The organism is Nocardia inohanensis NBRC 100128 (assembly GCF_001612945.1).
GTDB lineage: Bacteria > Actinomycetota > Actinomycetes > Mycobacteriales > Mycobacteriaceae > Nocardia > Nocardia inohanensis.
This window is the reverse complement of sequence record NZ_BDBK01000002.1, coordinates 736,079-761,159: the sequence shown is the minus strand read 5'-3', so window position 1 is coordinate 761,159 and position 25,081 is coordinate 736,079. Positions and strand designations below refer to the sequence as shown.

The following is a 25,081-nucleotide window of genomic DNA, read 5'->3' as shown; positions in this document are numbered from 1 at the left end:
CGTCCGGAACGTGACAACTGATCTCGCCGCGTCATGGGTAACTCACCGGGTACGCCCGAAATTCGGGCACGCACCCCAACCGCTAGCGCGGATGCACGACTTCGACGGCTCCCAAGCCGCCCGCCGAAATCGCGGAGAGGCGGTCCAGCGGTACGCCGTAGGTCGTGGTGCGCTGACGAACCGGGCGGCCGATACCCGACGCGATCTCCGTCAGCTCCGCGACCGTTTTCGCCGATCCATGTTCGGAACCGGCCATGCGGGAGATGGTCTCCTCCATGAGCGTGCCGCCGAGGTCGTTGGCGCCGCCGTTGAGCATGAGCTGAGTGCCCTTGGTACCGAGTTTCACCCAGCTGGTCTGAATATTGTGAATCCGTCCGTGCAACATGATGCGCGCCAGGGCGTGCGCGGCGCGATTGTCGCGGACGGTCGGGCCGGGGCGGGAAGCGCCGGCCAGGTAGAGCGGGGCGCTCTGGTGCACGAAGGGCAGCAGTACGAATTCGGTGAATCCGCCTGTCTCGTCCTGGATTCCGCGCAGCACATTGAGGTGGCCCACCCAGTGCTTCGGGTTGTCCACATGCCCGTACATCATGGTGGAGCTGGAGCGAATGCCCAGCTGGTGGGCGGTGGTGATGACCTCCACCCAGGCCGAGGTGGGCAGTTTGCCCTTGGTCAGCACCCAGCGCACCTCGTCGTCGAGGATCTCCGCGGCGGTGCCCGGAATACTGTCCAGCCCGGCCTCTTTCAGCGCGGCCAGCCAGTCGTGAATGCTCTGCCCACCACGTGAAGCCCCGTTGACGACCTCCATCGGGCTGAAGGCGTGCACGTGCATGGACGGGACGCGTTCCTTGATGGCGCGCACCAGGTCGGCGTATCCGGTCACCGGCAGTTCGGGATCGATGCCGCCCTGCATGCAGATCTCGGTCGCGCCTTCGACATACGCCTCCCAGGCACGGTCGGCGACCTCGGAGGCGCTCAGCGTGAAGGCGTCGGCGTCACCCTTGCGCTGGGCGAAGGCGCAGAAGCGGCAACCGGTGTAGCAGATATTGGTGAAGTTGATATTCCGGTTCACGATGTAGGTGACATCGTCGCCGTTGGTGTCGCGGCGCAGCTGGTCGGCGAAGGCCGTAATCGCTTCCAGCGCAGGGCCGTCGGCGGTGGCGAGCGCGAGGTACTGATCGTCGGAGAGCCCGGCCGGATCGCGTTCGGCGGCGCGCAGGGCGTCGAGGACATCGGAGTCGAAGCGTTCCGGGGCCGTGGCGGCGAGCTCGTTCACCTGTTCGCGAATGGTCTCCCAGTCGCCGAACGCGCCCAGGGCATCGTCGACGAGCCCGGAATCACTGCGGGACTCGGTATTTCGCCCTTCGGTGTCGATGGCGGTATTGAGATCGACGCGGCCGACCGACTCCCAGTCGTGGTCGGGTTCCTGCCACGGCAGTCCCACCGGGTTCACCTCGCGGGCCAGACCCGTCACCGGATCCGCCAGTGCCGCTACGTGTTTGGAGACGCGCGGATCGATCCAGGGGTGACCGGCCAGCACATACTTCGGGTGCGCGGTGAGGCGTTCGGTGAGGACGTAACCGGCGTCGGCGGTGACCTGCTTCAGCACCTCCAGGTTCGGCCACGGCCGTTCCGGGTTCACATGATCGGGCGTCAGCGGCGACACCCCGCCCCAGTCGTCGATGCCGGCGTCGATGAGCGCGCGGCATTCGTCCAGGGACACCAGGTTCGGCGGCGCTTGAATCCGCATCTTGGGTCCGAGCAGCAGCCGCGCCACCGCGATGGTGGCCCGGAACTCCTCCAGATCGGCATCGGGGGTATTGCGCATGGCGGTGTCGTGCTTGGCCAGGAAGTTCTGCACGATCACCTCCTGCACGTGCCCGAAAGCCTTGTGCGCCTTGCGGATCGCCATGATGGACTCGGCGCGTTCGGTGAGGTTCTCGCCGATGCCGACCAGGATGCCGGTGGTGAACGGGACCGACAGGCGGCCCGCGTCGGTGAGCGCGCGCAGCCGGACCGCCGGATCCTTGTCGGGGCTGCCGTAATGCGCCTGGCCGGGCTCGGTGAACAGGCGGGTGGAGGTGGTCTCCAGCATCATGCCCATGGACGGGGCGACCGGCTTGAGGCGCGAGAGCTCCGCCCAGGTCATCACGCCCGGATTCAGGTGCGGCAGCAGGCCGGTCTCCTCCAGCACGCGAATCGACATGGCGCGCACGTAATCCAGGGTGGAGTCGTAGCCGCGTTCGTCGAGCCACTGCCGGGCCTCGGGCCAGCGTTCCTCGGGACGGTCACCGAGGGTGAAAAGCGCTTCCTTGCAACCGAGTTCGGCGCCCTTGCGAGCGATATCGAGGATCTCGTCGGGCTCCAGGTACATGCCGCGGCCCTCGGCGCGCAGCTTGCCGGGCACCGTCACGAAGGTGCAGTAGTGACACTTGTCCCGGCACAGGTGGGTGATCGGGATGAAGACCTTGCGCGAATAGGTAATGGGCAGGGGATCTCCGGCGTACCCGGTTTCCCGCAGACCCGCATCGCGAACCCGGGCCGCGGACGCGGTCAGGTCCTCGAGGTCGGCCCCACGCGCATGCAACAGCACCACGGCCTCGTCGAGGTTGAGCGTCGCCCCATCCCGGGCCCGGCGCAAGGCGCGGCGCATCCCCGACGCACTCGGCGGGTTGGGAGGCAGGCTCGGGTTCGATAGATCCGTCACACGTTCGATCATGCACTCCTCCGCCTCTCCGTGTACTCAGCGGGCGGCCAAGAGCCGTCAACTGTCGGGCACCCGTGCCGGCGGTTTGGGAGCCGAAACGATTCTGGACGTACCCGACGAGTTACCCGGAGGTCACGAAATCAGTCGTCGCCTTGTAATTCTTGCGCTGCAACACCGGCCGTCTCCAACAGATTCCCGCTTTGCGAGCCGAATGCTTGCCAGCGGCTGCGCACTCTTCTACGGTGATCGCACCATGCGATTACTCGCATTGACCAGTACGAATATTTGAATCGGGGTCCCGTGCTCCCACGCCCGCGCCGCGTCACCGCTGCCGCCGCCCTCGGAGCGGCACTGCTGCTGACCATCGCCACCAACACCGCCTCGGCGGCCTTCGGGCCACTGCCACCGGCCAATCCGTATCTCGGGCCGCTGGGCACCGCGACCATGCACGGGGATGCCGAATCCTCCGACGCCACCCCGCTCGCCGGACCCGGCACCGGGGAGATCAAGGCCGACTTCCACGAGCTCGCCGCCGCCTGCCCGACGATTCTGCAAGGCGCGGACGGGCTTCCGCAGGCGCTCTGCACCAAGATCACCGACCGGGCGCCGGAAGTGCTGCTGCTGGATCCGAACACCGGCAACACCCTCGCCTCGCTGGATCTCACCAAGGGCAGCTTGCTCGGCGGCGTGTATGCCTACCTGGACGAACAGGACCGGATGGTCACCGTGGACGGCAGCGGGAACCTGCTGCGGGTCGGGCATCAGCGCGGGGCGGACGGCGGCTGGAAGCTGAGCATCACGTCCAAGACCGATGTGTCGCAGGCGGTTACCGGGCATTGCGGGGGCGGTGGCTGCGATGCGGTCAGCTCGGTGATGGCCGATTTCGACGGGCGGGTGTGGTTCGCCACCGACAACGCCGCGGCCGGATTCGTCGGGACCGACGGGGTCGCCAAGTCGATTCTGCTCGCGCCCGGTGAGACCGTGGCCAACAGTATTTCCACCGCGCCGCAGGGCGTCGCCATCGCCACCTCGCACGCGTTGTACCTGGTCGATGTGGACGGCGGCGGTAATCCGCGGGTGCTGTGGCGGCAGGCGTACGACCGCGGTCCGGCGCGCAAACCCGGTCAGTTGAGCTGGGGTACGGGCGCGACACCCACCTTCTTCGGGCCGGGCAGCGGGACCGAATACCTCGCCATTACCGACAATGCGGCGGGCAAGGAGAACCTGAACGTCTACGAGACCGGCACCGGGCGCACGGTCTGTTCGGTACCGGCCATCGACGGCACCGAGAACTCGCCCATCGGATCGGGCAACAGCCTGTTCGTGGCCAGCACCTACGGCTACCCGTATCCGCAACTGCCCGCCAATGCCGGGCCCAGCCAGCCCGCGAGCGCCTCGTTCACCGGCGGCATGACCCGCATCGACGTGACCGGATCGGGTTGCACGGTGGTGTGGACCAATTCGGTGCCGTCCGCGGCGGTGCCGCGACTCTCGGTGGCGGACGGCAAGATCTACACGGTCACCCGGCGCGGGCTGCTCGGCAGCGGCAGCGCCGAGCTGCCTTCCGGTAGCGCGGGCAGCGGCAGCGCCGACAGCGGCAGTGCGAGCGGCATCGCCGACACCTACCGCCTCGCCGTAATCGACGCGGCCACCGGCAAAGTCGAGTCCGAACGATTCATGGGCGCGACCACCGTGCACGACACCTTGCAGATGGTCGGCACCATCGCGCCGGGGCGGGTGCAGTACCAGGGCACCCTCAGCGGACTGTTCCGGATCACGCCGCGCTGATCCGGCCGGCCCGGATCACCGGCCGGGCCGCGTCCGGATGATCTATGTCCCGCGCGCCCGGCGGGAATCGTGCAAGCATTGCACCCATGTCCGACCGCACCGCCCCCGGCGGGATTCTGGCCGAACCCGCCCGGCGGCCCAGTCCGCGCGCCAAGCTGCTGTGGGCAGTCAGTGCCGCGCTGTCGTGGGCCTTCCCCTTGATCGGCCTGCTGGTCTGGATGGTGCTCGATCCGGACCGGCGGAGCGTTCAACTGATCGTGCTCGCAATCGCGGTGGTGGCGGCCGCATTCAGCATCGGGGTGGTGCCGTTGTGGCGGTACGCGGTGCATCGGTGGGAGATCACCGACGAGGCGGTGTACACCCGGACGGGCTGGCTGACCCAGGAGAGCCGGGTCGCGCCCATCACCCGGGTGCAGACGGTCGATACCTATCGCGGGCCGCTGGAGCGATTGCTCGGGCTGGCGACCGTGACGGTCACGACCGCCTCCTCGGCGGGCGCGGTGCACATCAGCGCGCTGCAACTCGAGGATGCGCGCCGGACCGTCACCCAGCTCACCGAGATCGCCGCCCGGCACCGGGGTGACGCCACGTGAGCGAGCTGATGGACGCCCCGGCCGACGAGGGCTGGCAGCGGCTGGACAAGCGAATGCTGCTGGTGCACCCCATCACCGAGCTGATCCGATTCATTCCGGTGCTGCTGGCCACGCTCATCGCCGGTGCGCGCAGCGACAATCCGATGTGGAGCCTCGGGGTGGTGGGGATCATCGTGCTGCTGGCGGTGACGCGCTGGTTCACCACCACCTACCGGATCACCCCGGACAATGTCGAGCTGCGCACGGGATTGCTACAGCGCAAACGGCTTTCGGTGCCGCGCACCCGGGTGCGGTCGGTGGATGTGGAAGCCGATCTGCTGCATCGGGCGCTCGGATTGGCGGTGCTGTCCATCGGCACCGGGCAGCAGGCCGAACGCGGGGACCAGTTCAAACTGGATTCGCTGGACGCGCGACTGGTGCCGGACCTGCGCACGGCCCTGCTCGCACACACCCGCGATGCGACGGGATCGGCTGGAGCGCAGGCTGTTACGTCGGCCGAGCCGTTCGGTGCGCCGGTCGACATCTCGAAACCCGCTGTGCCACCGGCGGCCAACGGTCACGCACCGGTGGAAATAGCGCATTGGCAACAGAATTGGGTTCGATTCGCTCCCCTGTCGCTGACCGGGTTCGCGTTTATCGCACCCATCGTCGGCTTGGCCTTCCAGTACGGCATCGCCGACGTCATCTTCGAATCCAGTGCGGTGCGGGGCGTGGAGGACAGCAGCGGGCGGGTGATCGCGCTGTTCGTGGCAGTGCTGATCGTGGCGCTCGTCGTCTTCGTCAGCCTCGTCGCCTGCGCCCGCTATCTGGCCACCTGGTACGGACTCCAGGTCCTCGACGACGGTAAGACCCTGCACCTGCGGCACGGTCTGTTCACCACCCGCCAGACCACCCTGGACCTGGCGCGCCTGCGCGGCGCGACCGTGAACGAACCGCTGCTGCTGCGGCTGGCCGGGGCCGCCGAGCTCGAGGCCATCATGACCGGCACCGATCCGCGGCAGAAGCTGCTCCCCCAGGCCCCGCGCACCGCGGTCGATCACACGCTCGCGCATCTGCTGCACGACGAGGCGGTGCTCTACGGCGGTGCGGTGCCCGTGGGTCTGACGCCGCCGCCACCCGTCACGGTGCGGCTGATCCAGCACGGCCCGGCCGCGCTGCGCCGGCGGTTCACCCGCGCCCTCGGCCCGGTCGCGGCGCTGGCGCTGATACCCATCGCGGTTTCGCTTGCCGGGAACCACATTCCGACGTGGATCTGGGTCACCCTGGTCGTGATCGCCGCCATCGCAATGGTTTTGGCCTGGGATCGCTATCGCGGGCTCGGCCACGCGGTGATCCCGGCCGCGCCCGGTCATTCGGCCTGGCTGGTCACCCGCAGCGGTTCCCTCGACCGGGACCGGGACTGCCTGGAGGCCCCCGGCGTGATCGGGTGGACGGTCCGCCAGTCCTTCTTCCAGCGCCGCGCCGGCCTCGCCACCGTGGTCGCCGCCTCGGCCGCCGGCAAGAAGCGCTATCACGTCGTCGATCTGCCGCTCGAAAAGGCTTGGGAGCTCATCGAATCGGTGACGCCGGGACAGCTGGGCCGCTAGCCCGCACCCGCCCGAAGGCCCCGGTGCCGGAGAAGCCACCGGGGCCTTCGAGTTGTCCGCCCGCTGCGAAAGGAATGTGGAAAATCAGCGGACGAAGTGCGGGTACCAGGCGCCGTCGTTGTGCTGCTGGCACTGGTACAGCCAGCCGTCGTTGCTGGTGATCTCACGACCGCCCGGCGCGGTCCAGGAGCCGCGGCTGCCCTCGGCGTCACACGCCTCCAGGGTCTGGTAACCGGTGTCGGCGATGAGCTCCTCGGCGTGCGCGGTTCCCATGGTCAGAGCGGTCAATCCGGCCGAAATGGCAATGGCGGCAGCGAACTTCTTCATAAGCTTCCCTTCCTGATCACGACCGGCCGACCCCTCGGTGACCGGTTCGGAACCCATTACACCGGCGGGTGTGTGAACAAATCGTGAACGTGTTCCAGTACGCCGGATGCCGCCGCGCGTGCGACCGGAGCGGTTGCCGGATGTAATTGCCAATTCACGTCCGATTCAGGCGCTTTCAGCTGCGCAGACCGGTAGAAAGTGAGCGATGATTCGACATATTGTGGTAGAACTCACCGAGTATTGAGAAGGGTGGATTCTTCATGGAGCCAACGGCGCAACAGCGGGCCGCGCTGGGCATGATCTGCGATACGTTCCTGCCGGGCGACGGGCTGACGCTGCCGGCGGCCACCGAACTGGGAGCCGTCGACACCATCTTCCAGATTCTGGGGCGCAATCCCCGGGAGGCCGAGAAGAAGCAGCTGGCCATGTTGCTCGGGGTGTGGGATTCGCGGCTCACGGGGCTGCTCACCGGTAGTGGGTTGCGCAAGTTCTCCACCCTGTCGCAGGAGCAGCGGGAAAAGGCGCTGCTGCGGCTCGGCGACTCCGGGCTGGCCCCGGTGCGCGCCGTCTTCCAGGCGCTCAAGCAGGCCGCGCTGCTGGCCTACAACGTCACGCCCGGACCCACCGGTACCAATCCGCTGTGGAAGGAGATCGGGTATCCGGCGCCGACCGGGCCTTTGCAGTCCGCGCCGAAACCCGCGCTGACGCCGCTGCGGTTCACCGAATCCACCACCCTCACTTGCGATGTCGTGGTCGTCGGCTCCGGCGCCGGTGGCGGTACGGCCGCCGCGGTGCTGGCCGAGGCCGGGCTCGATGTGATCGTGCTGGAGCGCGGAAACTATTACGACGACCAGGATTTCGGCGGCGGCGAGCTGGCCGGGCTGACCTCGCTGTACTCGGCCGGGCCGCCCGGATCGGTCGAAGGGCAGATCACCCTCGTCTCCGGCTCCTGCCTGGGTGGCGGCACCGTGGTCAACTGGAGCACCTCGCTGCCCACCCCCGACCGGGTACGCCAGGAGTGGGCGGACCTGGGGGCGAAGCAGTTCGCAGAAGACGAATACGGCGACGCGCTGACCGTGGTGAGCAAGCGGATCGGGGTCACCGACCAGCGCTCGCCGATCTCGGCGCGCGACGCCGTACTGGAGCGCGGGGCGCAGGCGCTGGGCTGGGATCTGGATACGTTGCCGCGCAATGTGTCCGACGCCTGCGACGCGGGCATCGAGTGCGGGCGTTGCGGTTACGGGTGCCGGCTCGGAGCCAAGCAGTCGACCACCAAGACCTGGCTCTCCGATGCCGCCGCCGGTGGCGCGCGCCTGGTCGTCGATGCCGATGTGCGCAAGATCGAGGTGAAGAACGGTCGCGCGGAAGCGGTTTCGGCGCGCACCGCCGGCGGCGTGGAGATCACCGTGCGCGCCCGCGCCGTCGTGGTGGCCGCCGGGGCCATCCAGACGCCCGCGCTGCTGAAGCGATCCGGGTTGCGCAACAAGAACATCGGGCGCTACCTGCGCCTGCATCCGGCGGCCGCCGTCTTCGGCTCCTTCGACGAGGAGATCCGGCCCTGGGAGGGCGGGTTGCAGACCCGCATCAGCCGCGAGCACGCCGACCTGGACGGCAACGGCTACGGCGTCATCTACGAGACCGGGCCCATCCATCCGGGCCTGGCCACCGGCTTCCTGAGCTGGCGCGGCGCGGCCGCGCATCAGGCCACCATGCTCGACTTCGCGCGGTCCGACGCCATCGGCATCATCACCCGCGACCGTGATTCGGGCACGGTGAGCATCGACGGCGACGGCGAGGCCATCGTGAAGTACAAGCTCTCCGGCTACGACGCCGGGCATCTGCACACCGGAATCGTCGGCGCGGCAAAGCTGCTCGAAGCGGCCGGCGCGAAGCGCATCTTCTCCGGGCACCAGGCCGGAGTGTCCTACGAACCGGGCGTGCGCGGCTCCATCGACGAATTCGACGCCGCCGCCAGGGCCGCCGGATACGGTCCGGGCCAGTGCGCGATGGGCGCGCTGCACATCATGGGTTCGGCGCGCATGGGCGGCTCGCCGGAGCTGTCGGCCACCGATCCGGACGGCGCGACCTGGGATGTCGGCAATATCGTGGTCGCGGACGGCTCCAGCTTCCCGACCGCGCCCGGCGTCAATCCGATGGTGTCCATCGAGGCCATCGCCTATATGAACGCCGCACGGCTGGCGGCGCGGCTGAGCTGACCCGGCGGCATCCGGAATCCACTGCGCGAGTGGCGAATCCATTCGCTCAGAGGGCCCGGATGCCTTCCAGCACCGCCGCCAGCAACCCGGTGTCGAAAGCGCCGTCCGTGGCGGGCGGCGGCGACCGGAAGGACAGCAGCCGGTCGTCGATCAGGTCGCCGATCAGCACCCGGGTCAGGGTCAGCGGCAGCCGCATGTGCGCCGACACCTCCGCCACCGACAGCGGGCCCCGGCACAGGCGCAGAATGGCCGCGTACTCGGGCTCCGGCCGCCGCAGCGCGGAGGCGAAACCGGCGTCGATCACCAGGGTGGTGATGTCCAGCTCGGGCCGATCGACGCGGCCGCGCCCGCGCGTGACCGCGTAGAGACGGACCAGCGGACCGGCCTCGTCCTCGTACCAGTGTTCGCGGGTATCGCTCATGGTCTGGACGCGCGCGGATCCGCTACCAGGTGGGTGCCGACCCGCTGCACGGTCTGGTTCACCTCGAACGCCACCAACCCCAGATCCGCTGTCTCCGAAGCCAATAGCGCCAGACACGTGTTGGTGCCGGCGGCGGTGACGAACAGCACCGCCTGATCCAGTTCGACCACGGTCTGGCTGACGCCGCCCGCCTTGAAATGCTGGCCGGCACTGCGCGCCAGACTGTGCAGCGCCGATGCCATGGCGCCGAAACGCTCGGCGTCGGCCCGGTCCTGCCCGCTGGAGAAGCCGAGCAGCAGCCCGTCGGTGGACAGCAGCACCGCGGCCTGCGCGGCGGCGAGCCCGGTGACCAATTCGTCGAGCAGCCAGCTCAGATCGATCCGGTGTGAAGTGGTCATTGTCGCCTTCCCGTCCTTGAGTTAATCCGTTGGGGTCGAATCGGTTTCGGCGATCGGGCGGCGGCCCTGCCGGCTGCCCTTGGAGATCGCGCTCATCCGGTTGCGAGCCTCCTCCGCGGTCCGCAGCCGCGCGGTCGGCATCGGCGATTCCGGATCGCCCGCACCGCCGGCCGCCCGATTACGGCGCGGCAGGTTCGGGCGATCGCCGTTCGACGGCGGCAGCCCTTGGGCATAGCGCGCGGCCCGCAGCGCCGGGATCGAGTTCGGCATCGGCTCCGACAGCACCGGATCGACGTCGATGTCCTGCACCGCCCCCGTGGCGTCCGCCTCCCAGATCGGCGGATACGAATCCGGGAAGCGAATGGGCGCACCCGACACCGGATCCGAGAATCCTGCCGGCGCAGCGGTTTCCGCCGACCCGAAGCGAGTCGGCATGGGCGGGTAGGTGCCCGCTCCGGGCGCACCGGCCGGCATCGGCGGGTATACGTCGGAGGTGGGCGCGAAGAACGGCGCGTCGTCCGCGGGCACGTACGGTGCCGGGAAACGCCGGACCGGCGTCGCATCGGATTCCGTTGCGTCGGAGAACCATTCGGCGCGATCGGCGGGTTCGGTGCCGGCACCGTCGTCTCGCATAATCCCGGTACCACCGCCCGGCACGCCACCGGCGCCGTTGACCGATGGGGATCCGGCAGCAGCACCACTGCCCGATGTGGATCCGGCAGTGGCATTACTGTCCGATATGGATCCGGCAACGCCGTCCAGCACCCGGTCGGCACCCGCGCTCAGCGCGGGCGCACCCAGGCCGGTCATCGCGTTGGCGGCCTGCTCCCACACGGACCAGGGACCGGCCTCGGGCGCGGGCCAGGCGTCGGCGGACAGCGGTGCATCGCCGGTGGCCGGGCCCTGCGCATTGTCGGCGACCAGTAGCGCCGAGGGGATCAACGCCACGGCTCGCACGCCGCCGTACAGCGATTCCACCAGCTTCACCGAGATGCCGTGCCGGGCAGCCAGTTTCGCGACCACGAACAGGCCGAGGCGGGTGTTTCCGGAGAGCGCGGCGACACTGAACTCGGGCGGATTCGCCAGCGCCGCATTGTGTTCGGCGTATTCGGCCTCCGACATGCCCAGGCCGTGGTCGATGACCTCGACGGCCACGCCGCGACCCACCACCGTCGCGGTGACCGTCACCGGCGACTCCGGCGGGGAGCAGGCGGTGGCATTGTCGGTGAGTTCGGCGAGCAGATGGATGATGTCGGCGACGGCATGGCTGGCGATCCGCACGTCCGGGATCCGGCCGGGTTCGATACGGGTGTAGTCGAGACTCTCGGTGATCGCCCCGCGCACCACATCGAGCAGCGCGACCGGATTGCGCCAGCGGCGGCCGGGCTGTTCACCGCCCAGGATGATCAGGTTCTCGGCATTGCGGCGGGCGCGGGTGGCCAGATGGTCCAGCTGGAACAGCAATTCGAGCTGCCCGGCATTGCGCTCCTCGCGTTCGGCGCGGTCCAGCAGCGCCAGCTGCCGGTGCACCACGCCCTGACTCCGGTGCGCGATATCGAGGAACACGGCCTTCAGCCCGGCACGGGTCCGCGCCTCACCGGCCGCCGCCGAGACCGCCGCCAGATGCGCGCGGTTGAAGGCGTCGGCCACCTGGCCCAGTTCGTCGGTGCCGTAATCCAGGCGCGAGGCCTCCGCGGCGGCATCCACGTTCTCGCCCGCGCCCAGGCGCTGGATGAGCTCCGGCATCCGCTGGTCGGCCAATTCCAGCGTGTCGCGGCGCAATCGGCGCATGCGGCCGATGAACTGGTTGGCCAGCACCAGGGCTGCCAGGAACGCCAGGGCCGCGATCAGGGCGACCAGCGCGCCGCCGGCCAGCGAATCCCGGGTGGCCGCCTCGCCGTTCTCACGCGCGATGACGTGCGCGTCGCGGCTCTGGTCTTCCCAGAGTTTCTGCAATGCGGCATTGACCTGACCGGAGGCGTCCTGCCACTCGGCTACCGAAATGGGCAGCGTCACCGCCCGGTTGACGGCCTTGCCGCTGCGCGACTTCGGCGCGGTCTCGGTCTCCGCGGCGACCACGCCGCGCAGCAGCACCGCGTCCTGCATGGCGGTCACCTGCTGCCAGGCCGCGCCCGCGGTGATCGCATTGAGCTGCGCCAGCCGCGTTCCCTTCAGCACCGACGCGGAGTACCGCACCTCGCCCCGGAACTCACCGACCAGCCGGCCGAATTCGAGCAGCTGGTCCGAAGTCAGCTCGCTGGTGGTCAAGGCGACCGCGCCCAAGGTGTCGGCCTGCGACAGCGCCTCGGCGGCGCGCAAAGCCTCCACGCCGTAACCGAGTTCGATCCCGATCCCGGCATCCGGCGCCACCCGCGCGGCCAGCATGGAGGCGGAGATGATGGTGCCGATCACCTGGGTGTAGAACCCGAACGCCTGCTCGACGGGGGCCTGCCGGGCGTCGATGCTGCTGCGCAGCGTCGGCACCATGACGAAAAGCTTGTTGTAGCCCTCGATATCGCTCGCCGAGCCGTTGGGGTTCAGCTCCCGGGCCGCATCGCCCTTGGCCGCCACCGCGGTGAGCGCCTGGTCCGACCGCTGCCGGGCGGCGACCAGTGCGTTCGCCGCGTCCGGATCACCGGCCAGGTGCAGCATCGACAGCCGGCGTTCCTCCTCGAAGGCGGAGACCATGAGTATCGCGGGTGAGGTGGTGCTGCTGGCCAATTCGGCCCACTGCTTGGCTTCGCGCGCCGATTTCACCAGGTAGATGGCGGCGCCGCTGCCGATGACCAGCAGCGTGATGCTGGAGATGAGCACGATCGACAGGATCCGGGCCCGGACGCTCACCCAACCGCGGAAACCCCGCCTCTTCGAATCAGCCTGACGGTCAAGCGATTCCCGCCGATTCTGGCAAGTGCCCACAGTCGATCTTCCGCTCCACGCTTACCGCGCCCGCCACCGCTCGAAACCGACGATTCGGCACGAATACTTCTTGCGGAAGGGTAACGGAATCATCCCGAATCGCATACGGATTCGCGACAATTGGAAAGAATCGCCGAAAACTTCTATGCTCGCGGCGCTTGGTGCGTTCGATCCGGAGGGTTGTCGGCGCCGCGCCGAATCAGCGTGCGGGGGAACCGAATCCGGAGGTCGCGCGCCAATACAGGTACAGCCCGGCCGGGAACAGCCCGCACACGAACAGCAGCAGCGTCGGCCAATCGCTCATCAGCATCATGTCGCCGCCCGGGCCGCTGCTCGCCAGCAACAGAAACCCGAGCGTCCAGGCCGTCAGCGGCAACACCATGACCGAGATCCGCTTCGACACCACCGCCATGCCGGCCACCAGCGCCACATTGACGACGGCCGCCACCAGCGCGGTGACGGGCAGCGGCACCGCGCCGTCGGTCACGCTCGACGCCAGCCGCGTCGCCGCGGCCAGCACCTGCTGCGGTTCGGAGAGCTTGGACTGCCCCGCGTAGATCGGCAGGAAAAGCACCTCGAGCACCAGCGTCACCAGCGCATCGAGCACCAGCAGCCCGGCGATCGCGCCATTGAGCCAGCCGCGCAACGGCGGCGTGTCGAAGGCCGACTCCACGCGCTCCTCGGCGCTGACCGCCGTCGTCACGCGACCGGGGGGAAGCCGAGGAGGGTCAGCAGGTGGCTCTGCATATCGACGAACGCGTAGAGCACCGACAGGTACAGATCGTGCTGCGCCGGGAAGTTGGGCCGCTGGCTCTCGACGAATGCCGCGATCGCGTTTTGCAGGTCCCAGTTATACATACGGTTCAGTCTCTCACTTCGGGGCCGAGCCCGGCGAACAGATCGTGTTCACGGCCGTCCGGACCCACCGGGCCCCGGCGGCCGCGCACCAGAATGTAGTGCTCCTCCGGCAGCACCGGCTGTGCGATGTCATTGGAGAGGGCGAACTCGCGGCCGGACGGGGCCACCGTCACCTGGGTGGCGTGCGCGCGCAGGGCGGCACGTTTGGCGGCCAGCGCATCCGAGACATCGACCGTGGTGGTGACGGATTCGGTGGGGACACAGGCCAATTCGCCGTCGTGCGGGAGCCGCCAGCCACGGGGCAGCGCGCCGGGGAGCTGATCGACGGTGCGGCGTTTCAGGGCCTCGGTGTGCATGCCCAGCACCGCGCCGTCGGTGACGGTCCAGTACAGCTTCGGGACATCCCAGCCCCAATCGGCGGCGGCGGTCACCGCGGCCATGGTGATCTCGTGGGCGCGAATATGGTCCGGATGGCCGTAACCGCCACGCGGGTCGTAACCAACCACCACCCGCGGGCGCAGTTCCAGGATCACCTGGACCAGCGCGTCCACCGCCGCGTCACCGGAGTTCACGAAGGCGCGCGGATTGCGCGCCGAGGGGGTGCCGGCCATGCCGGAATCCCGCCAGCGGCCCGCGCCGCCCAGGAAACGCGGTGGCGCGCAATCCAATTCGGCCAGCGCCCGGGTCAGCTCCAGAATGCGATAGCCGCCCAGCTGATCGGCCTCGGCGGTCACCAGGCGGGCGTATTCCTCCCCGATGACCTCCCCCTCCTCGCCGAGCGTGCAGGTCACCACGGTCACCGGCACCCCACGCTTGCGATAGTGCGCGATGGTGCCGCCGGTGGTGATGGATTCGTCGTCCGGATGCGCGTGCACCAGCAGCAGGCCGCCGGTCTCCGCCGAGTTCGTCACGGCAGCCGCCGCCAGTTCGCCGCATCGCCGAAGATGCCGGTCTGGATGGCGCCGCTCAGCGAGGCCCCGTCCACCCGCGGCCCGGCCGCCGCCACCTGGGTGTCCTGCACGATGGGCAGCACGGTGGAGAGCTCCCAGAGCTTCGGCTCCGCGTCGGCGATGATCTTGGCCGCGTCGATGCCGCGCAGGGCCGCGTCGATGGCCGGTTGCAGCGTCGGATCGCAGACGCCGGACAGGTTCGACGGCGACTTCTTGGCGGCGTCGGCGACCGTCGAATCGCCGTCCGCGCCCGTGGGTTGCACGGGCGGGCAGCCGTAGCGGGAGGCCAGCACCGTCGCCGGATCGGAGCCGGCGCGCTCCCAGCCCACCAGGGCGTCGATCCCGGCGTCGGTCAGATCCTTGCCGTACAGCTGCGCGGCCGAGACGCTGCGCACCATGACATCGATTCCGGCGCTGCGCAATTGGTCCGCGGCGGTATTCGCGACCGCCAGCGAGGAGTCATCGCCCTCGACCGCGCCGATCCGGATGGTCAGCGATTTACCGTTCTTGGCCAGCGGACGCGGTTGCGGCGCGGGCGAAGTCGGCGAACCGGAGCCGGGAGTCTCCGGGGCACGGCCGAATCCGGCCTCGTTCAGCAGCGCGAACACTTCCTCCAGGCTCGGGCGCGGCGGCGAGGTCGGCGTGTAACCGGGATCCGACGGCGTCAGCACCTGGGCGCGCACCGGCTCCACCCAGCTGCCGGTCTGCGCGCCGACGGTGGCCAGCAGCACCGGATCCAGCAGTCCCAGAACGGCTTTGCGCACCCGCACATCCGCCAGATCGCCGCTGCGGCCGTTGAGCACGAGCTGCATTTCCCGCGACTGCGCCATGACGGCGGTCCGCACCGAGGGGATCGCGGCGAGCTGGGCTTGCAGCGCGACACCGCCGTGCACCAGCGCCATCTGGGCGTCGCCGACCCGCAGCGACTCCGCCACCTGCGCGTAGGTGCCGCCGCGGCGCATCAGAATCTGGTCCGGCGCAGCGGGTTTGCCCCAGTAGCGGTCATTGCGTTCGAGCAGGATCTCCTCGCGGCCGCGATCGGCCTGCTTGATCCGAAACTGCCCGCCCGAGATTCGAATGGTGTCGATCAGGCCCTGCTCGAAACCGGAGTCCTTGATCAGATGCTGCGGCAGCAGATCCGCGAACAGCTGCCGCCACGCCGGATAGGGCTCGGTCATGGTGACGTTCACGGTCTTACCGCCCGCCGACGAGCTGACATCCGAGATCAGCCGGTAGCCGGCGGGATCCACCACGCCGGGCTGGGTGATCATCTGCTGCCACAGGTAGCGGAAATCCTCGGCGGCGATGGGCGCGCCATCGGACCAGGAGGCTTCGTTCTTGAGCTGGTAGGTGATGGTGAACGGTTCCTGCGTCGTCACATCCGCCGACACCATCAGCGAGGGATCCAGCACCCAATCCGAGCCGCCCGGCACGCCCGGGGTCGGCGCGGGCCGGAAAGGACTGGGCAGCACCATGGATGCCACCGCCGCGGTCGCGGGCGACTGCTGCGCCCGCAGATGCGGATTGAACCCGAGCCCGATGTCGTCGATAGCGACCACGACGGAGCTCTTGGTCGGCTTGGCCGCAGTCGTCTTGGGACTGTCGGTGCTCTCGATCGGCGGCGGCGGATTCGCGGTGCAGCCGGTAGCGACAGCCAACGTCGTCGCCACCAACACCATCACCACGCGCCACGTCGCGCGCCGCCCCGTCATCACGTTCGGCACTCTACTGGACCTGTCCTTCGACGCCCGGTCATGGATGACGAAGCGAGCCGGATACCGAAGCGGTACCCGGCTCGCCCGAAGTGTTGCCTACTGCGCGGCAGCGCGATCGCGGGCCTTGCGGCGCGAGGTCTCGCGCTGGCGGTCGGTGGCGCTCAGGGTGACCTTGCGCACGCGCACGATCTCCGGGGTCACCTCGACGCACTCGTCGGCCGCACAGAACTCCATGGCGCCTTCGAGATCCAGCTGCAACGGCTTGGCCAGGGTCTCGAACACGTCGGCCGTGGCGGACCGCATATTGGTCAGCTTCTTCTCACGGGTGACGTTGATGTCGAGGTCCTCGGCACGCGGGTTGATGCCCACCACATGGCCTTCGTAGGTGTCGGCGCCCGGCTCCACGAAGAACTGACCGCGGTCGGCCAGCTGGATCATGGCGAACGGGGTGACCGAGCCGTTGCGGTCGGAGACCAGCGAACCGGTGTGGCGGGCGCGGATCTCGCCGGCCCACGGGGCGTAACCGTCGAACACGGCGTTGGCGATGCCGGTGCCGCGGGTCTCGGTGAGGAAGTCGGTACGGAAACCGATCAGGCCACGCGAGGGGACGATGAACTCCATGCGCACCCACCCGGCCGAGTGGTTGCTCATCTGGACCATCTTGCCCTTGCGGGCGGCCAGCAGCTGGGTGACAGCGCCCAGGTACTCGTCCGGCGCGTCGATGGTCAGCTCTTCGAACGGCTCGTGCACCTTGCCGTCGACGGTCTTGGTGACCACCTGCGGCTTGCCGACGGTCAGCTCGAAGCCCTCGCGGCGCATCTGCTCGACCAGGATGGCCAGCGCGAGCTCACCACGGCCCTGCACCTCCCAGGCGTCCGGGCGGCCGATGTCGAGCACGCGCAGCGACACGTTGCCGACCAGTTCCTGGTCCAGGCGCGACTTCACCATGCGGGCGGTGAGCTTGTGGCCGGAGACGCGGCCGACCAGCGGCGAGGTGTTGGTGCCGATGGTCACCGAGATGGCCGGCTCGTCAACGGTGATGCGCGGCAGGGCAACCGGGTTCTCGATGTCGGCGAGGGTGTCGCCGATCATGATGTCCGGGATGCCGGCGACGGCGACGATGTCACCGGCCACGGCCTCCTCGCCGGGCTGACGCTCGACGCCGATGGTCTTGAGCAGCTCGGTGATCTTGACGGTCTTGGTGCCCTCGGGCGTCATCCAGGCCACGTTCTGGCCCTTCTTCAACGTGCCGTTGTGGATGCGCACCAGGCCGATACGGCCCAGGAACGGCGAGGCGTCGAGGTTGGTGACGTGCGCCTGGAGCGGCTTGCCGGCATCGCCCTTGGGGGCGGGCACGTACTTCATCAGCACGTCGAACAGCTCGTCGAGGTTCTCGGCGTCCGGCACGTTGCCGTTCTCCGGGCGGGTGGTCGAGGCCACGCCGGCGCGGCCGGAGGCGTAGAGCACCGGCAGGTCCAGGGCCAGCTCGGCGGCCTCGGAGGCTTCGTCGTCCAGATCGGAGGCCAGGTCCAGCAGCAGGTCGTGCGACTCCTCGACGACCTCCTCGATGCGCGCGTCCGGGCGGTCGGTCTTGTTGACCACCAGGATCACCGGCAGCGAGGCCGCGAGGGCCTTGCGCAGCACGAAACGGGTCTGCGGCAGCGGACCTTCCGAGGCGTCGACGAGCAGCACGACACCGTCGACCATGGACAGACCGCGCTCGACCTCACCACCGAAGTCGGCGTGGCCGGGGGTGTCGATCACATTGATGACGGTGACCGAACCGTCCTGGTTGTGGCGGTGCACAGCGGTGTTCTTGGCGAGAATGGTGATGCCCTTCTCGCGCTCGAGGTCACCGGAGTCCATCACCCGGTCCACCACCTCGGCACGCTCGCCGAAGACACCGGACTGCCGCAGCATCGCGTCGACCAGTGTTGTCTTGCCGTGGTCGACGTGCGCCACGATGGCGACGTTGCGGAACTCGACAGACGACACGTTAGATTCCTCCTGCTGCAAAGTTTTGTTGCCGGGACCTGGTAGGTACATGCATGGGGGCACTGTCTTCGATGACATCGCGAACTTCCACCGGGCATGCGGCGAGCTACACATTACCGGGGGTCCCAAGTCACACGTTTAGCGCGTACGACTTAGGTTAAGCTAACCAACATGGGCAAGGTGAAGGCGAAGGACGTTTCGAGTCTGAAGCCGAAGAAGAAGTGCTGTCGCAAGAAGACGCGCTGCCTCAAATGCCCCGTGGTGATCATGCGCATGAAGAAGCTCGAAGCCTCGGGCTGCTGCGGCAAGAAGGAACTGAAGAAGGGCCTCAAAGCCGCCCGCGCGGCGTGACCACGGAGTACACCGGGAGTATGAGCGCACTCCTGTCCGAAGACGAGATCGCCAAGGCCCTCACCGAATTGCCCGAATGGACCCGCACCGGGGACTCCATCTCCCGGACCTTCGAAGCGCCGTCATTCCTGGCCGGAATCGAATTGGTGCGCCGGGTGGCCGGCGCCGCCGAGGCCGCCAACCATCATCCCGATATCGATATCCGCTGGCGGCGAGTCACTTTCACGCTTTCGACGCACGACGCCGGCGGCCTCACCGCGCTGGATGCGGCGCTGGCACGGGAGATCGATCGGCTGGCCGCGCAGAGTTGACGCGTCCGGTGCGGATCACCCAGAGATAGAACACGGCGACCGCGACCGGGCCCGAGATGGCCAGCCATGCCTGCCAGCCCGGGCGGGAAATGGTCCAGATGTCGTGCTGGAAGAACGAGAGCAGATACGGCACGCCGATCCCGACGGCCAGCAGCCAGCACCCGGCGAGCACGCGGGCCCCGGCGGCCGCCCGCCACGGTCCGTAGAGCAGCCAGAGCAGGGTGGGGATCAGCCAGACCCAGTGGTGCGACCAGGAGATCGGGGAGACCATCAGCCCGAAGAACTGGACGATGAGCAGGGTGCCCAGGCGGTCGTCGCGATCCAGCGCACGCCAGGCGAGGAACGCCAGCACCGCCGTCACCAGCACCGCGACCAGCCAGATCGGCCCCGACACCACGTCGTGGCCGAGGATGCGGCTGATCGCCCCGCGGAGTGACTGATTCCACACCGTGCCGACCGGGCCGATGCGCGAGGCGTCCCCGAGCAGCGTGCCGAAGTAGTAGCGCGTCTCGCTCGGCACCACCAGGTAACTCAGCGCGACGGTCCCGAAGAACACCGCCGCCGAGCAGAGCACGGTCAGCCACTGCCGGCGCGCCGCGAAGTACAGCCCGGTGACCGCCGGCGTGAGCTTGACCCCCGCGGCGATGCCGACCAGCGCGCCCGACACCCACCACACCGTGCTGCGCACCGCGAACATGGCCAGCAGTGCCAGGAACAGATTGACCTGGCTGTAGTCGAGCGTGTTGCGGACCGGCTCCAGCCACATGCCCAGTGCGGTCCACGCCACCGCCGTTGTCCGCCAGCGGGTTTCGTTCAGGGCGGCCTCACCGATCAGCAATTCGAGGGCGATCCGGATGATCCAGTACAGCGCCGCCACGCCGGCCAGCAGCCACAGCACCGCCGTCACCGCGATGGGCAGGAAATGCAGCGGGAAGAAGATGATGGCCGCGAACGGCGGATAGGTGAACGGCAGCGGGAAGTCGGGGGTGTCGACCGCGTAGGTGAAGTCGTAGAGGTGACCGCTGGGCAGCTCGGCCGCCCCGTCCACGTAGACGTGCAGGTCGACGAGGTTCATGCCGTTCTTCGAGAGCAGCATCCACAGCAGGCGGATCGCTACCGAGATACCGAGTGCCGCGGCAGCCAGGCGGAAGTGTCGGTTCACGGCTCGTACTTTCGGTGTGCGGGCGTGTGGACGCCGGTAAGAGTAGTTCAAGCCGGAAATCAGCGTGCGGTGCGAGTAACGGCTGTAACATTTGCATCACTGACCACATGGGTAACAGTGCTATTGGTCAGTCGTTCGATAGCCTTTGCAAAGTCGAGGACGCCAAGATCACACCGTGGCTGTACAACAAGGCAGCCCGGTCCCTAGAGTGGCGCGGAGCGATGTCTCCATCGCTGCTAGATGTACCCGAGGTAAGGACGGCTACACCAGTGCTTCGCACCCGAGGAACGCGCTTCGCAATGTCCGCGCTGGCCCTGGCGGCCTGCGCCACCATCGTCGTGCCGACCACAGCCGCCGCCGCGCCGGCATCGCCCGCGCCGCAGGCCACCTCGAATATCCCGGTGATCCCGGAGGGCGTGCCGGTCGAGGCACTGTCCTCGCTGGTCCCGGCCATCATCGGCGCGGCCGCCGGTCCGGCCGATATCGCGGGCGCCGGTCCGCAGGCCGCCATCCTGGATCAGGCCCGGCAGATCCTGTCCACGCTGAACCTGCCGCAGTCCGTCAAGGACACGCTGACCAAGATCATCACCTTCTTGGACGGCAGCGGCGGTGGCGGCGTCGAGGTTCCGCAGGACGGCCCGGTCATCTCCCAGTTCCTGTGGCCCACCGTCGGCAAGGGCTGCATCTCGTCCTCGGGCGACTCGGTCGGCACCGCGCTCGCGGTCGCTGGTCCGGCCACCCTGCCGCCGCCCGGACCGGCCGCCGGTCAGACCGGTTTCGTCTTCACCGCGCTGGGCACCAAACAGCCCACCGCCGTGCAGAACCCGCCGATGACCGTGCAGTGGCTGAACCTGGACACCCGCCAGTCCGGCATCCAGAACCTGACCGACGAAGCCAAGATCAACCCGGATGGCCCGGCCACCCTCTCGGCCATCGTGCCCACCGGCTCCGGCCGCGTGGTGGCGGTGGTCTCGGGTTCGCTGACCACCCAGGCCAGCGCCGAGGAGCAGCCCATCACCTGCTCGTTCCTGCCGACCGTAGGCTTCTTCAGCGTCGCTTGACCGCCTCCCCGCATATTCAGCGCCCAGCTGAGAGCCGTTTACCGCCGGCAACGCGTGCCGGCGGTTGGGTGCCGAGAGAATTCTGGGCGTCCCCGGCGAGTTACCCGCATCTTGCGAAATCAGTTGTCGCGCTGGGAACCAGGCCACAGCTGTGGTAGACCGAGAGCTATGGCCGTTGTGAAGAACTCCTGGCGTGGCGTGCAATCCCGTCGGTCGATTCTGTCGATCCGCTCCGAAGGGTCGATTCTCTCGATCGGCTCGGCCTATTCGATCCTGTCCATCGGCTCGGTCGGCTCGGTGCTGTCGATCGGTTCCGCCGGATCGTTCGGCTCGATCATCTCCTCCGGCTCGTTCGCGAGCTTGGGCTCACTCTTCTCCGGGCTCTCGCGCTGGTCCATGTTCTCGTGGCAGGGCGACCGGCAGGCGTTCAGCGAGGGTAGCGACGACGACCGCGAACCGCGCGCGATCCTGCGGGTGGTGGCCGACGAGCCGGACCTGCGGGCCGACCCGACCTGCCACTGCCAGACCTAGCCATCCCCTCGTCATTCCGGCATGCTTTTGGCCGGAATCCACACGGTTCGCGGCCTGGATCCCGGCTGAAAACATGCCGGGATGACAGGAGCTAGCTCACCACCACTGCCCGTAGTTCGGGCTGAGCACCGTATTCACGTCTACACCGATGCCGTCGATGGACCGTTTGTCGATTTCGAATTGGTGCAGATGCGCGGCCGGATGCACGTATCCGGCCGGGGTGCCCCAATTGTGCTGCCAGAACAGCGATCCCAAACCCGCGTCGCGAATCCAGTCGATGGTCGGAGCGTTCGCGTAGACGCCGACACGCTCACGACCGAGCACGGTTTCCCAGCCGCGTAGGTACGGCTCGATCATGGTCTCGAACTCTTCATTGCTCGGCTTGTCGTCGATCGAGGCGTAGATGGGTGCGGAGTCGGGTCCACCCGCGGTCTTGTGCAGCAGCAGCCCCCGGGTGGCATGACGGATTCCGGCTTCGAGACCGCCGCGCCAATCGGCGGTCGGGCCCTTTCCGAATTGGTAGCAGGAGACGACGGTCAGGCCCGCGTCCGCGAGCGCGTCGACCTCGCGCGCCAGCAGCGGTTTGCCCGCCATCCATTCCGCGCCCGGACGGCGGTCGGAGACGTAGCGGATCACGCCCATATGCCCCGCATCGCTGATGGCCCCGGCATCCGGTACGCCGCCCGCGTAGTCGAGCAGGGTGCCGAGCGATTGCCGCGCGGATGCTGTCACGGGGGGAAGTGTGAGTCCGGCGGTGATTCCGGCGGCGGCCACGGCCGCTCCCGCCAGGAAATCGCGACGGCTGACATGGCCACGGACAGAACGCATCTGGATGACTCCTTCGCACACTCGCCGATCGAACTTGCCGGTCGTTAGCGCGGATTCCCGCGAAGACCGGTGGAACCAAAAGCGGCGTGCCCGGCGCACCTTCCCCGATGATGAGCAAGATCATCATCTGTGCGCCGGGGAGCCCGGATGAACGTCCCTCATTTCACCATATTCACATTGGAATCGCCAGGCGCACACGACTCACTGGCACCATACGTCTCACATGTGCGCAATCGGTCACTTGCGGAACCCGGTCAGACGCGGGTGCCGTTCAGCCGCGCGGCCACATCGATGGTCCGGCGCGAGGAGTCCGCGACCTCGGCCCGCACCACCGCCGCGACCTGCGACGCCACCTGTTTGCGCATGCCCGCCAGCTTGCCGAGGGTGGCGGCGCGCCAGCCGCTGGCCTTCATCTCCAGATCGATGTCCTCCGCGCGCGGCGGCGCGGCATCGATGACGATGAGCAGCGGGTCGGCGGCGCGGGCGGTGAGCGCGACCGGCACCTGCACCTCGGCGCGATAGCGGTTGGACTGCAAGACATCCACGGTGATGTCGAGCGAGACCGGGATGGTCAGGTCGAAGGTGATCAGCGCCGGATCGAGCGCCTGCTCCGGCGCGGCGGGCGTCTCCACCTCGGGTTTCGGCAGTTCCGCGATGCGCGGTTCGGCGTGCGCCGGCGCGGCCGGCGACGTCTCCGCCACCCGCGGCACCCGTACCGTCCCCTTCACCGCCACCTGGGCCTTGTTGCCCGGGCCGGTGCGCAGCGGGCCGACCTCGATCGGCTTGCCCGCCATCGACTCGACCACGTCACGCACCCGTTCGACGGTCACGATGCGTTCGAAGAAGCGGTGCCCGAATTCGCCGTAGTCGATCCAATCGTGGGATGGGCGACCGCGATACGGCGATTCGACGCCGTCGAGAATGGCTTCGACGTCGAAGGTGCGGCCGCGCTGGGCGTCCGGGTCGGCCAGAATGCCGTTGATGCGATTGGCGACCTCGCGCTGCACCAGCTTCGCGATCGGGTCCAGCAGCACCTCCCACGCCGTCCCGATGGCCTGGGCGCGCATGACGAAGCTGACGTCCCGGCTGGTCACCGGGGGTATGTCGATGACGATCAGGAGCGGGTCGGCGGTGCGGGCGTGCATGCTGAGGTCGATCTCCACCACGGCTTCGACACGCAATCGCTGGCCGCCGAGGGTGACGTCGACACGGAGTTTCACCGGGAGCATGACATCGAAGTGCACGTGCGGTCCGCGGCGCACGATGGTGGGTTTGCCGACGCTGCCCTCGGCCACGAAATTGGCGAGTCCGGCGGGCCCGATTCCGAAGGGGCCGATGGTCATTCCGCGCCCGGCCGTTCCGGAAACCGCTGCTTCGATGCGCGCTTCCGTCACCGCCGCCGCCACGAAACGTTCGCCGAATTCGGCGTAATCGATCCAGGTCGGTTCAGGGGACGACGTCATCCATGCACTTTCGTCGGGCGGGGGGACCCCTGTCCTGCCGATGAGGGGGCAGCAGGACAGGGATCGAGCAGCGACGCTGCCGGGCGCCGCCGTCCACCATCGTAGGCGGTTAATCCGTGGAGTCCCACCCTCCGTCTACGGCGTTTCCAATATGTGGAACTGGCGTGTTCACAATCGTCCGTAACCGACCAGGCCGGAAATCAGGCCCGGGTTGTAGCGGTGGATGGTGACCTGACCGAATTCGTTGCCGCCCACGGTGGTGATGGTGCCGGTCGCGGCATCGGCGGCGATCACGATATTCGTGTGCTGTTGGAAGGCGCTTGTCTCGCTGTACATCACGACGTCACCGGTCTTGGGTCGGTAGGTCGCGGCCTCGAATCGCCGCTCGCCCCGGTAATAGTCTTCCAGCGTGTAAACGCCCGGAATGCGCCATGATCCGGAATTCGGATTGGCCAGTGGGCGGCCGGCTTCCCGCATCACCCAGCTCACGAAATCCGCGCACCAGGGCTCGTCCACGCCCTCCGAATACTTGGTGCCGGGGTGCTGTGCGTCGAATTCGGCCGCCAGCACATCCAGGATCCGGCCTTGCGTTTCATCGAGTCCGCCGCGGTCCACCTCCGGGAAACTCTTCAGCCGCTCCCCCGCGATCACCGGGGCGTCGCCGCGCCGATGCCACAGCCCCACCCCGACCACGCCGCCGGCGGCCAGTGCCACGATCACCGCCAGCACTGCGCCGGCCACCGCCCACCGGCGTGCCCCGCCCTGCCCGTTCGCACTCACCCGGTTCTCCTCTCCCCTGGCCGCAACCCGGCCACTCCCCTATTCCGACGTCCGGCGCGCCGCCCGGGTTCCCGAATCGATTGCGCGGCGCGGCTTCTGCACGATTCCTCCACAACCCGCGCAC

The 25,081-nt window shown here is 68.4% G+C and carries 22 protein-coding genes; 8 read left to right on the top strand and 14 right to left on the bottom strand.

All coding sequences use genetic code 11. The annotated features are described in order from the left end of the window. Positions 1 to 82: 82 nt before the first annotated feature. Positions 83 to 2,716 (bottom strand): bifunctional FO biosynthesis protein CofGH, encoded by a 2,634-nt coding sequence (locus tag NI1_RS09805; protein WP_067817107.1) that lies wholly within the window; start codon positions 2,714 to 2,716, stop codon positions 83 to 85. 288 nt (positions 2,717 to 3,004) lie between these two features. Here NI1_RS09805 and NI1_RS09800 point away from each other — a divergent pair, with 288 nt between their 5' ends. The 3 genes from NI1_RS09800 to NI1_RS09790 all read left to right on the top strand — a co-directional run bounded on the left by NI1_RS09800 (position 3,005) and on the right by NI1_RS09790 (position 6,671). Continuing rightward, positions 3,005 to 4,492 carry an NHL repeat-containing protein gene (locus tag NI1_RS09800; RefSeq protein WP_157535025.1) on the top strand — a complete coding sequence of 496 codons (1,488 nt, stop codon included), beginning with the start codon at positions 3,005 to 3,007 and terminating at the stop codon, positions 4,490 to 4,492. Between the two features lie 86 nt (positions 4,493 to 4,578). Then, positions 4,579 to 5,085: a PH domain-containing protein gene (locus NI1_RS09795; RefSeq protein ID WP_067817101.1), complete on the top strand. Its 507-nt coding sequence runs from the start codon at positions 4,579 to 4,581 to the stop codon at positions 5,083 to 5,085. 8 nt (positions 5,086 to 5,093) lie between these two features. Next, the gene (locus tag NI1_RS09790) at positions 5,094 to 6,671 is read left to right on the top strand and encodes a PH domain-containing protein (RefSeq protein WP_067818079.1); all 1,578 of its coding nucleotides are present in this window, start codon (positions 5,094 to 5,096) and stop codon (positions 6,669 to 6,671) included. 84 nt (positions 6,672 to 6,755) lie between these two features. Here the strand turns inward: NI1_RS09790 and NI1_RS09785 are convergent, their stop codons facing one another. Continuing rightward, positions 6,756 to 6,998: a hypothetical protein gene (locus NI1_RS09785; RefSeq protein WP_157535024.1), complete on the bottom strand. Its 243-nt coding sequence runs from the start codon at positions 6,996 to 6,998 to the stop codon at positions 6,756 to 6,758. A gap of 260 nt (positions 6,999 to 7,258) precedes the next feature. Here NI1_RS09785 and NI1_RS09780 point away from each other — a divergent pair, with 260 nt between their 5' ends. After that, positions 7,259 to 9,214 (top strand): GMC family oxidoreductase N-terminal domain-containing protein, encoded by a 1,956-nt coding sequence (locus tag NI1_RS09780; RefSeq protein ID WP_067817095.1) that lies wholly within the window; start codon positions 7,259 to 7,261, stop codon positions 9,212 to 9,214. Positions 9,215 to 9,260: 46 nt separating this feature from the next. Here the strand turns inward: NI1_RS09780 and NI1_RS09775 are convergent, their stop codons facing one another. The 8 genes from NI1_RS09775 to typA all read right to left on the bottom strand — a co-directional run bounded on the left by NI1_RS09775 (position 9,261) and on the right by typA (position 18,470). Then, the gene (locus tag NI1_RS09775) at positions 9,261 to 9,635 is read right to left on the bottom strand and encodes a DUF742 domain-containing protein (protein ID WP_067817092.1); all 375 of its coding nucleotides are present in this window, start codon (positions 9,633 to 9,635) and stop codon (positions 9,261 to 9,263) included. Continuing rightward, positions 9,632 to 10,033 carry a roadblock/LC7 domain-containing protein gene (locus NI1_RS09770; RefSeq protein WP_067817089.1) on the bottom strand — a complete coding sequence of 134 codons (402 nt, stop codon included), beginning with the start codon at positions 10,031 to 10,033 and terminating at the stop codon, positions 9,632 to 9,634. The genes NI1_RS09775 and NI1_RS09770 overlap by 4 nt, the downstream gene beginning before the upstream one ends. Positions 10,034 to 10,054: 21 nt before the next feature. Continuing rightward, the gene (locus NI1_RS09765; RefSeq protein ID WP_067817086.1) at positions 10,055 to 12,877 is read right to left on the bottom strand and encodes a sensor histidine kinase; all 2,823 of its coding nucleotides are present in this window, start codon (positions 12,875 to 12,877) and stop codon (positions 10,055 to 10,057) included. Between the two features lie 274 nt (positions 12,878 to 13,151). Continuing rightward, complete coding sequence (locus tag NI1_RS09760; protein ID WP_067817084.1) at positions 13,152 to 13,655, bottom strand: hypothetical protein; 504 nt, start codon at positions 13,653 to 13,655, stop codon at positions 13,152 to 13,154. Beyond that, complete coding sequence (locus tag NI1_RS38450) at positions 13,652 to 13,810, bottom strand: hypothetical protein (RefSeq protein WP_169815557.1); 159 nt, start codon at positions 13,808 to 13,810, stop codon at positions 13,652 to 13,654. Before NI1_RS38450 ends, NI1_RS09760 begins: the two co-directional genes overlap by 4 nt. A 5-nt stretch (positions 13,811 to 13,815) precedes the next feature. After that, positions 13,816 to 14,721, bottom strand: coding sequence for an N-acetyl-1-D-myo-inositol-2-amino-2-deoxy-alpha-D-glucopyranoside deacetylase (gene mshB / locus NI1_RS09755; RefSeq protein ID WP_067817082.1), 906 nt, complete (start codon positions 14,719 to 14,721; stop codon positions 13,816 to 13,818). Next, positions 14,718 to 16,472 (bottom strand): ABC transporter family substrate-binding protein, encoded by a 1,755-nt coding sequence (locus NI1_RS09750; protein ID WP_067818076.1) that lies wholly within the window; start codon positions 16,470 to 16,472, stop codon positions 14,718 to 14,720. The genes mshB and NI1_RS09750 overlap by 4 nt, the downstream gene beginning before the upstream one ends. A 99-nt stretch (positions 16,473 to 16,571) precedes the next feature. Next, positions 16,572 to 18,470, bottom strand: coding sequence for a translational GTPase TypA (gene typA / locus NI1_RS09745; protein WP_067817079.1), 1,899 nt, complete (start codon positions 18,468 to 18,470; stop codon positions 16,572 to 16,574). A gap of 171 nt (positions 18,471 to 18,641) precedes the next feature. On the opposite strand from typA, the gene NI1_RS37060 reads away from it, so the two are divergent. Together NI1_RS37060 and NI1_RS09735 are read left to right on the top strand one after the other, a co-directional pair. Beyond that, entirely contained in the window at positions 18,642 to 18,821 is a 180-nt protein-coding gene (locus tag NI1_RS37060) for a hypothetical protein (protein ID WP_084522846.1), read from the top strand. A gap of 20 nt (positions 18,822 to 18,841) precedes the next feature. Then, complete coding sequence (locus NI1_RS09735; RefSeq protein ID WP_067817074.1) at positions 18,842 to 19,132, top strand: 4a-hydroxytetrahydrobiopterin dehydratase; 291 nt, start codon at positions 18,842 to 18,844, stop codon at positions 19,130 to 19,132. On the opposite strand, the gene NI1_RS09730 is transcribed toward NI1_RS09735, so the two are convergent. Next, entirely contained in the window at positions 19,074 to 20,294 is a 1,221-nt protein-coding gene (locus tag NI1_RS09730; RefSeq protein ID WP_067817072.1) for a mannosyltransferase, read from the bottom strand. The genes NI1_RS09735 and NI1_RS09730 overlap by 59 nt on opposite strands. 299 nt (positions 20,295 to 20,593) lie before the next feature. On the opposite strand from NI1_RS09730, the gene NI1_RS09725 reads away from it, so the two are divergent. Together NI1_RS09725 and NI1_RS09720 are read left to right on the top strand one after the other, a co-directional pair. Then, the gene (locus tag NI1_RS09725; protein ID WP_245663146.1) at positions 20,594 to 21,355 is read left to right on the top strand and encodes an Rv1157c family protein; all 762 of its coding nucleotides are present in this window, start codon (positions 20,594 to 20,596) and stop codon (positions 21,353 to 21,355) included. Between the two features lie 168 nt (positions 21,356 to 21,523). Next, positions 21,524 to 21,886, top strand: a complete 363-nt coding sequence (locus tag NI1_RS09720; protein ID WP_067817066.1) for a hypothetical protein — start codon at positions 21,524 to 21,526, stop codon at positions 21,884 to 21,886. 96 nt (positions 21,887 to 21,982) lie between these two features. On the opposite strand, the gene NI1_RS09715 is transcribed toward NI1_RS09720, so the two are convergent. The 3 genes from NI1_RS09715 to NI1_RS09705 form a co-directional block, all read right to left on the bottom strand. After that, a complete protein-coding gene (locus NI1_RS09715; protein ID WP_067817063.1) occupies positions 21,983 to 22,714 on the bottom strand; it encodes a DUF1906 domain-containing protein in 732 nt (243 codons plus the stop codon). Between the two features lie 254 nt (positions 22,715 to 22,968). Continuing rightward, entirely contained in the window at positions 22,969 to 24,177 is a 1,209-nt protein-coding gene (locus NI1_RS09710; protein ID WP_067817060.1) for a hypothetical protein, read from the bottom strand. Positions 24,178 to 24,345: 168 nt separating this feature from the next. After that, complete coding sequence (locus NI1_RS09705) at positions 24,346 to 24,957, bottom strand: CHAP domain-containing protein (protein ID WP_067817057.1); 612 nt, start codon at positions 24,955 to 24,957, stop codon at positions 24,346 to 24,348. Positions 24,958 to 25,081: the final 124 nt, after the last annotated feature.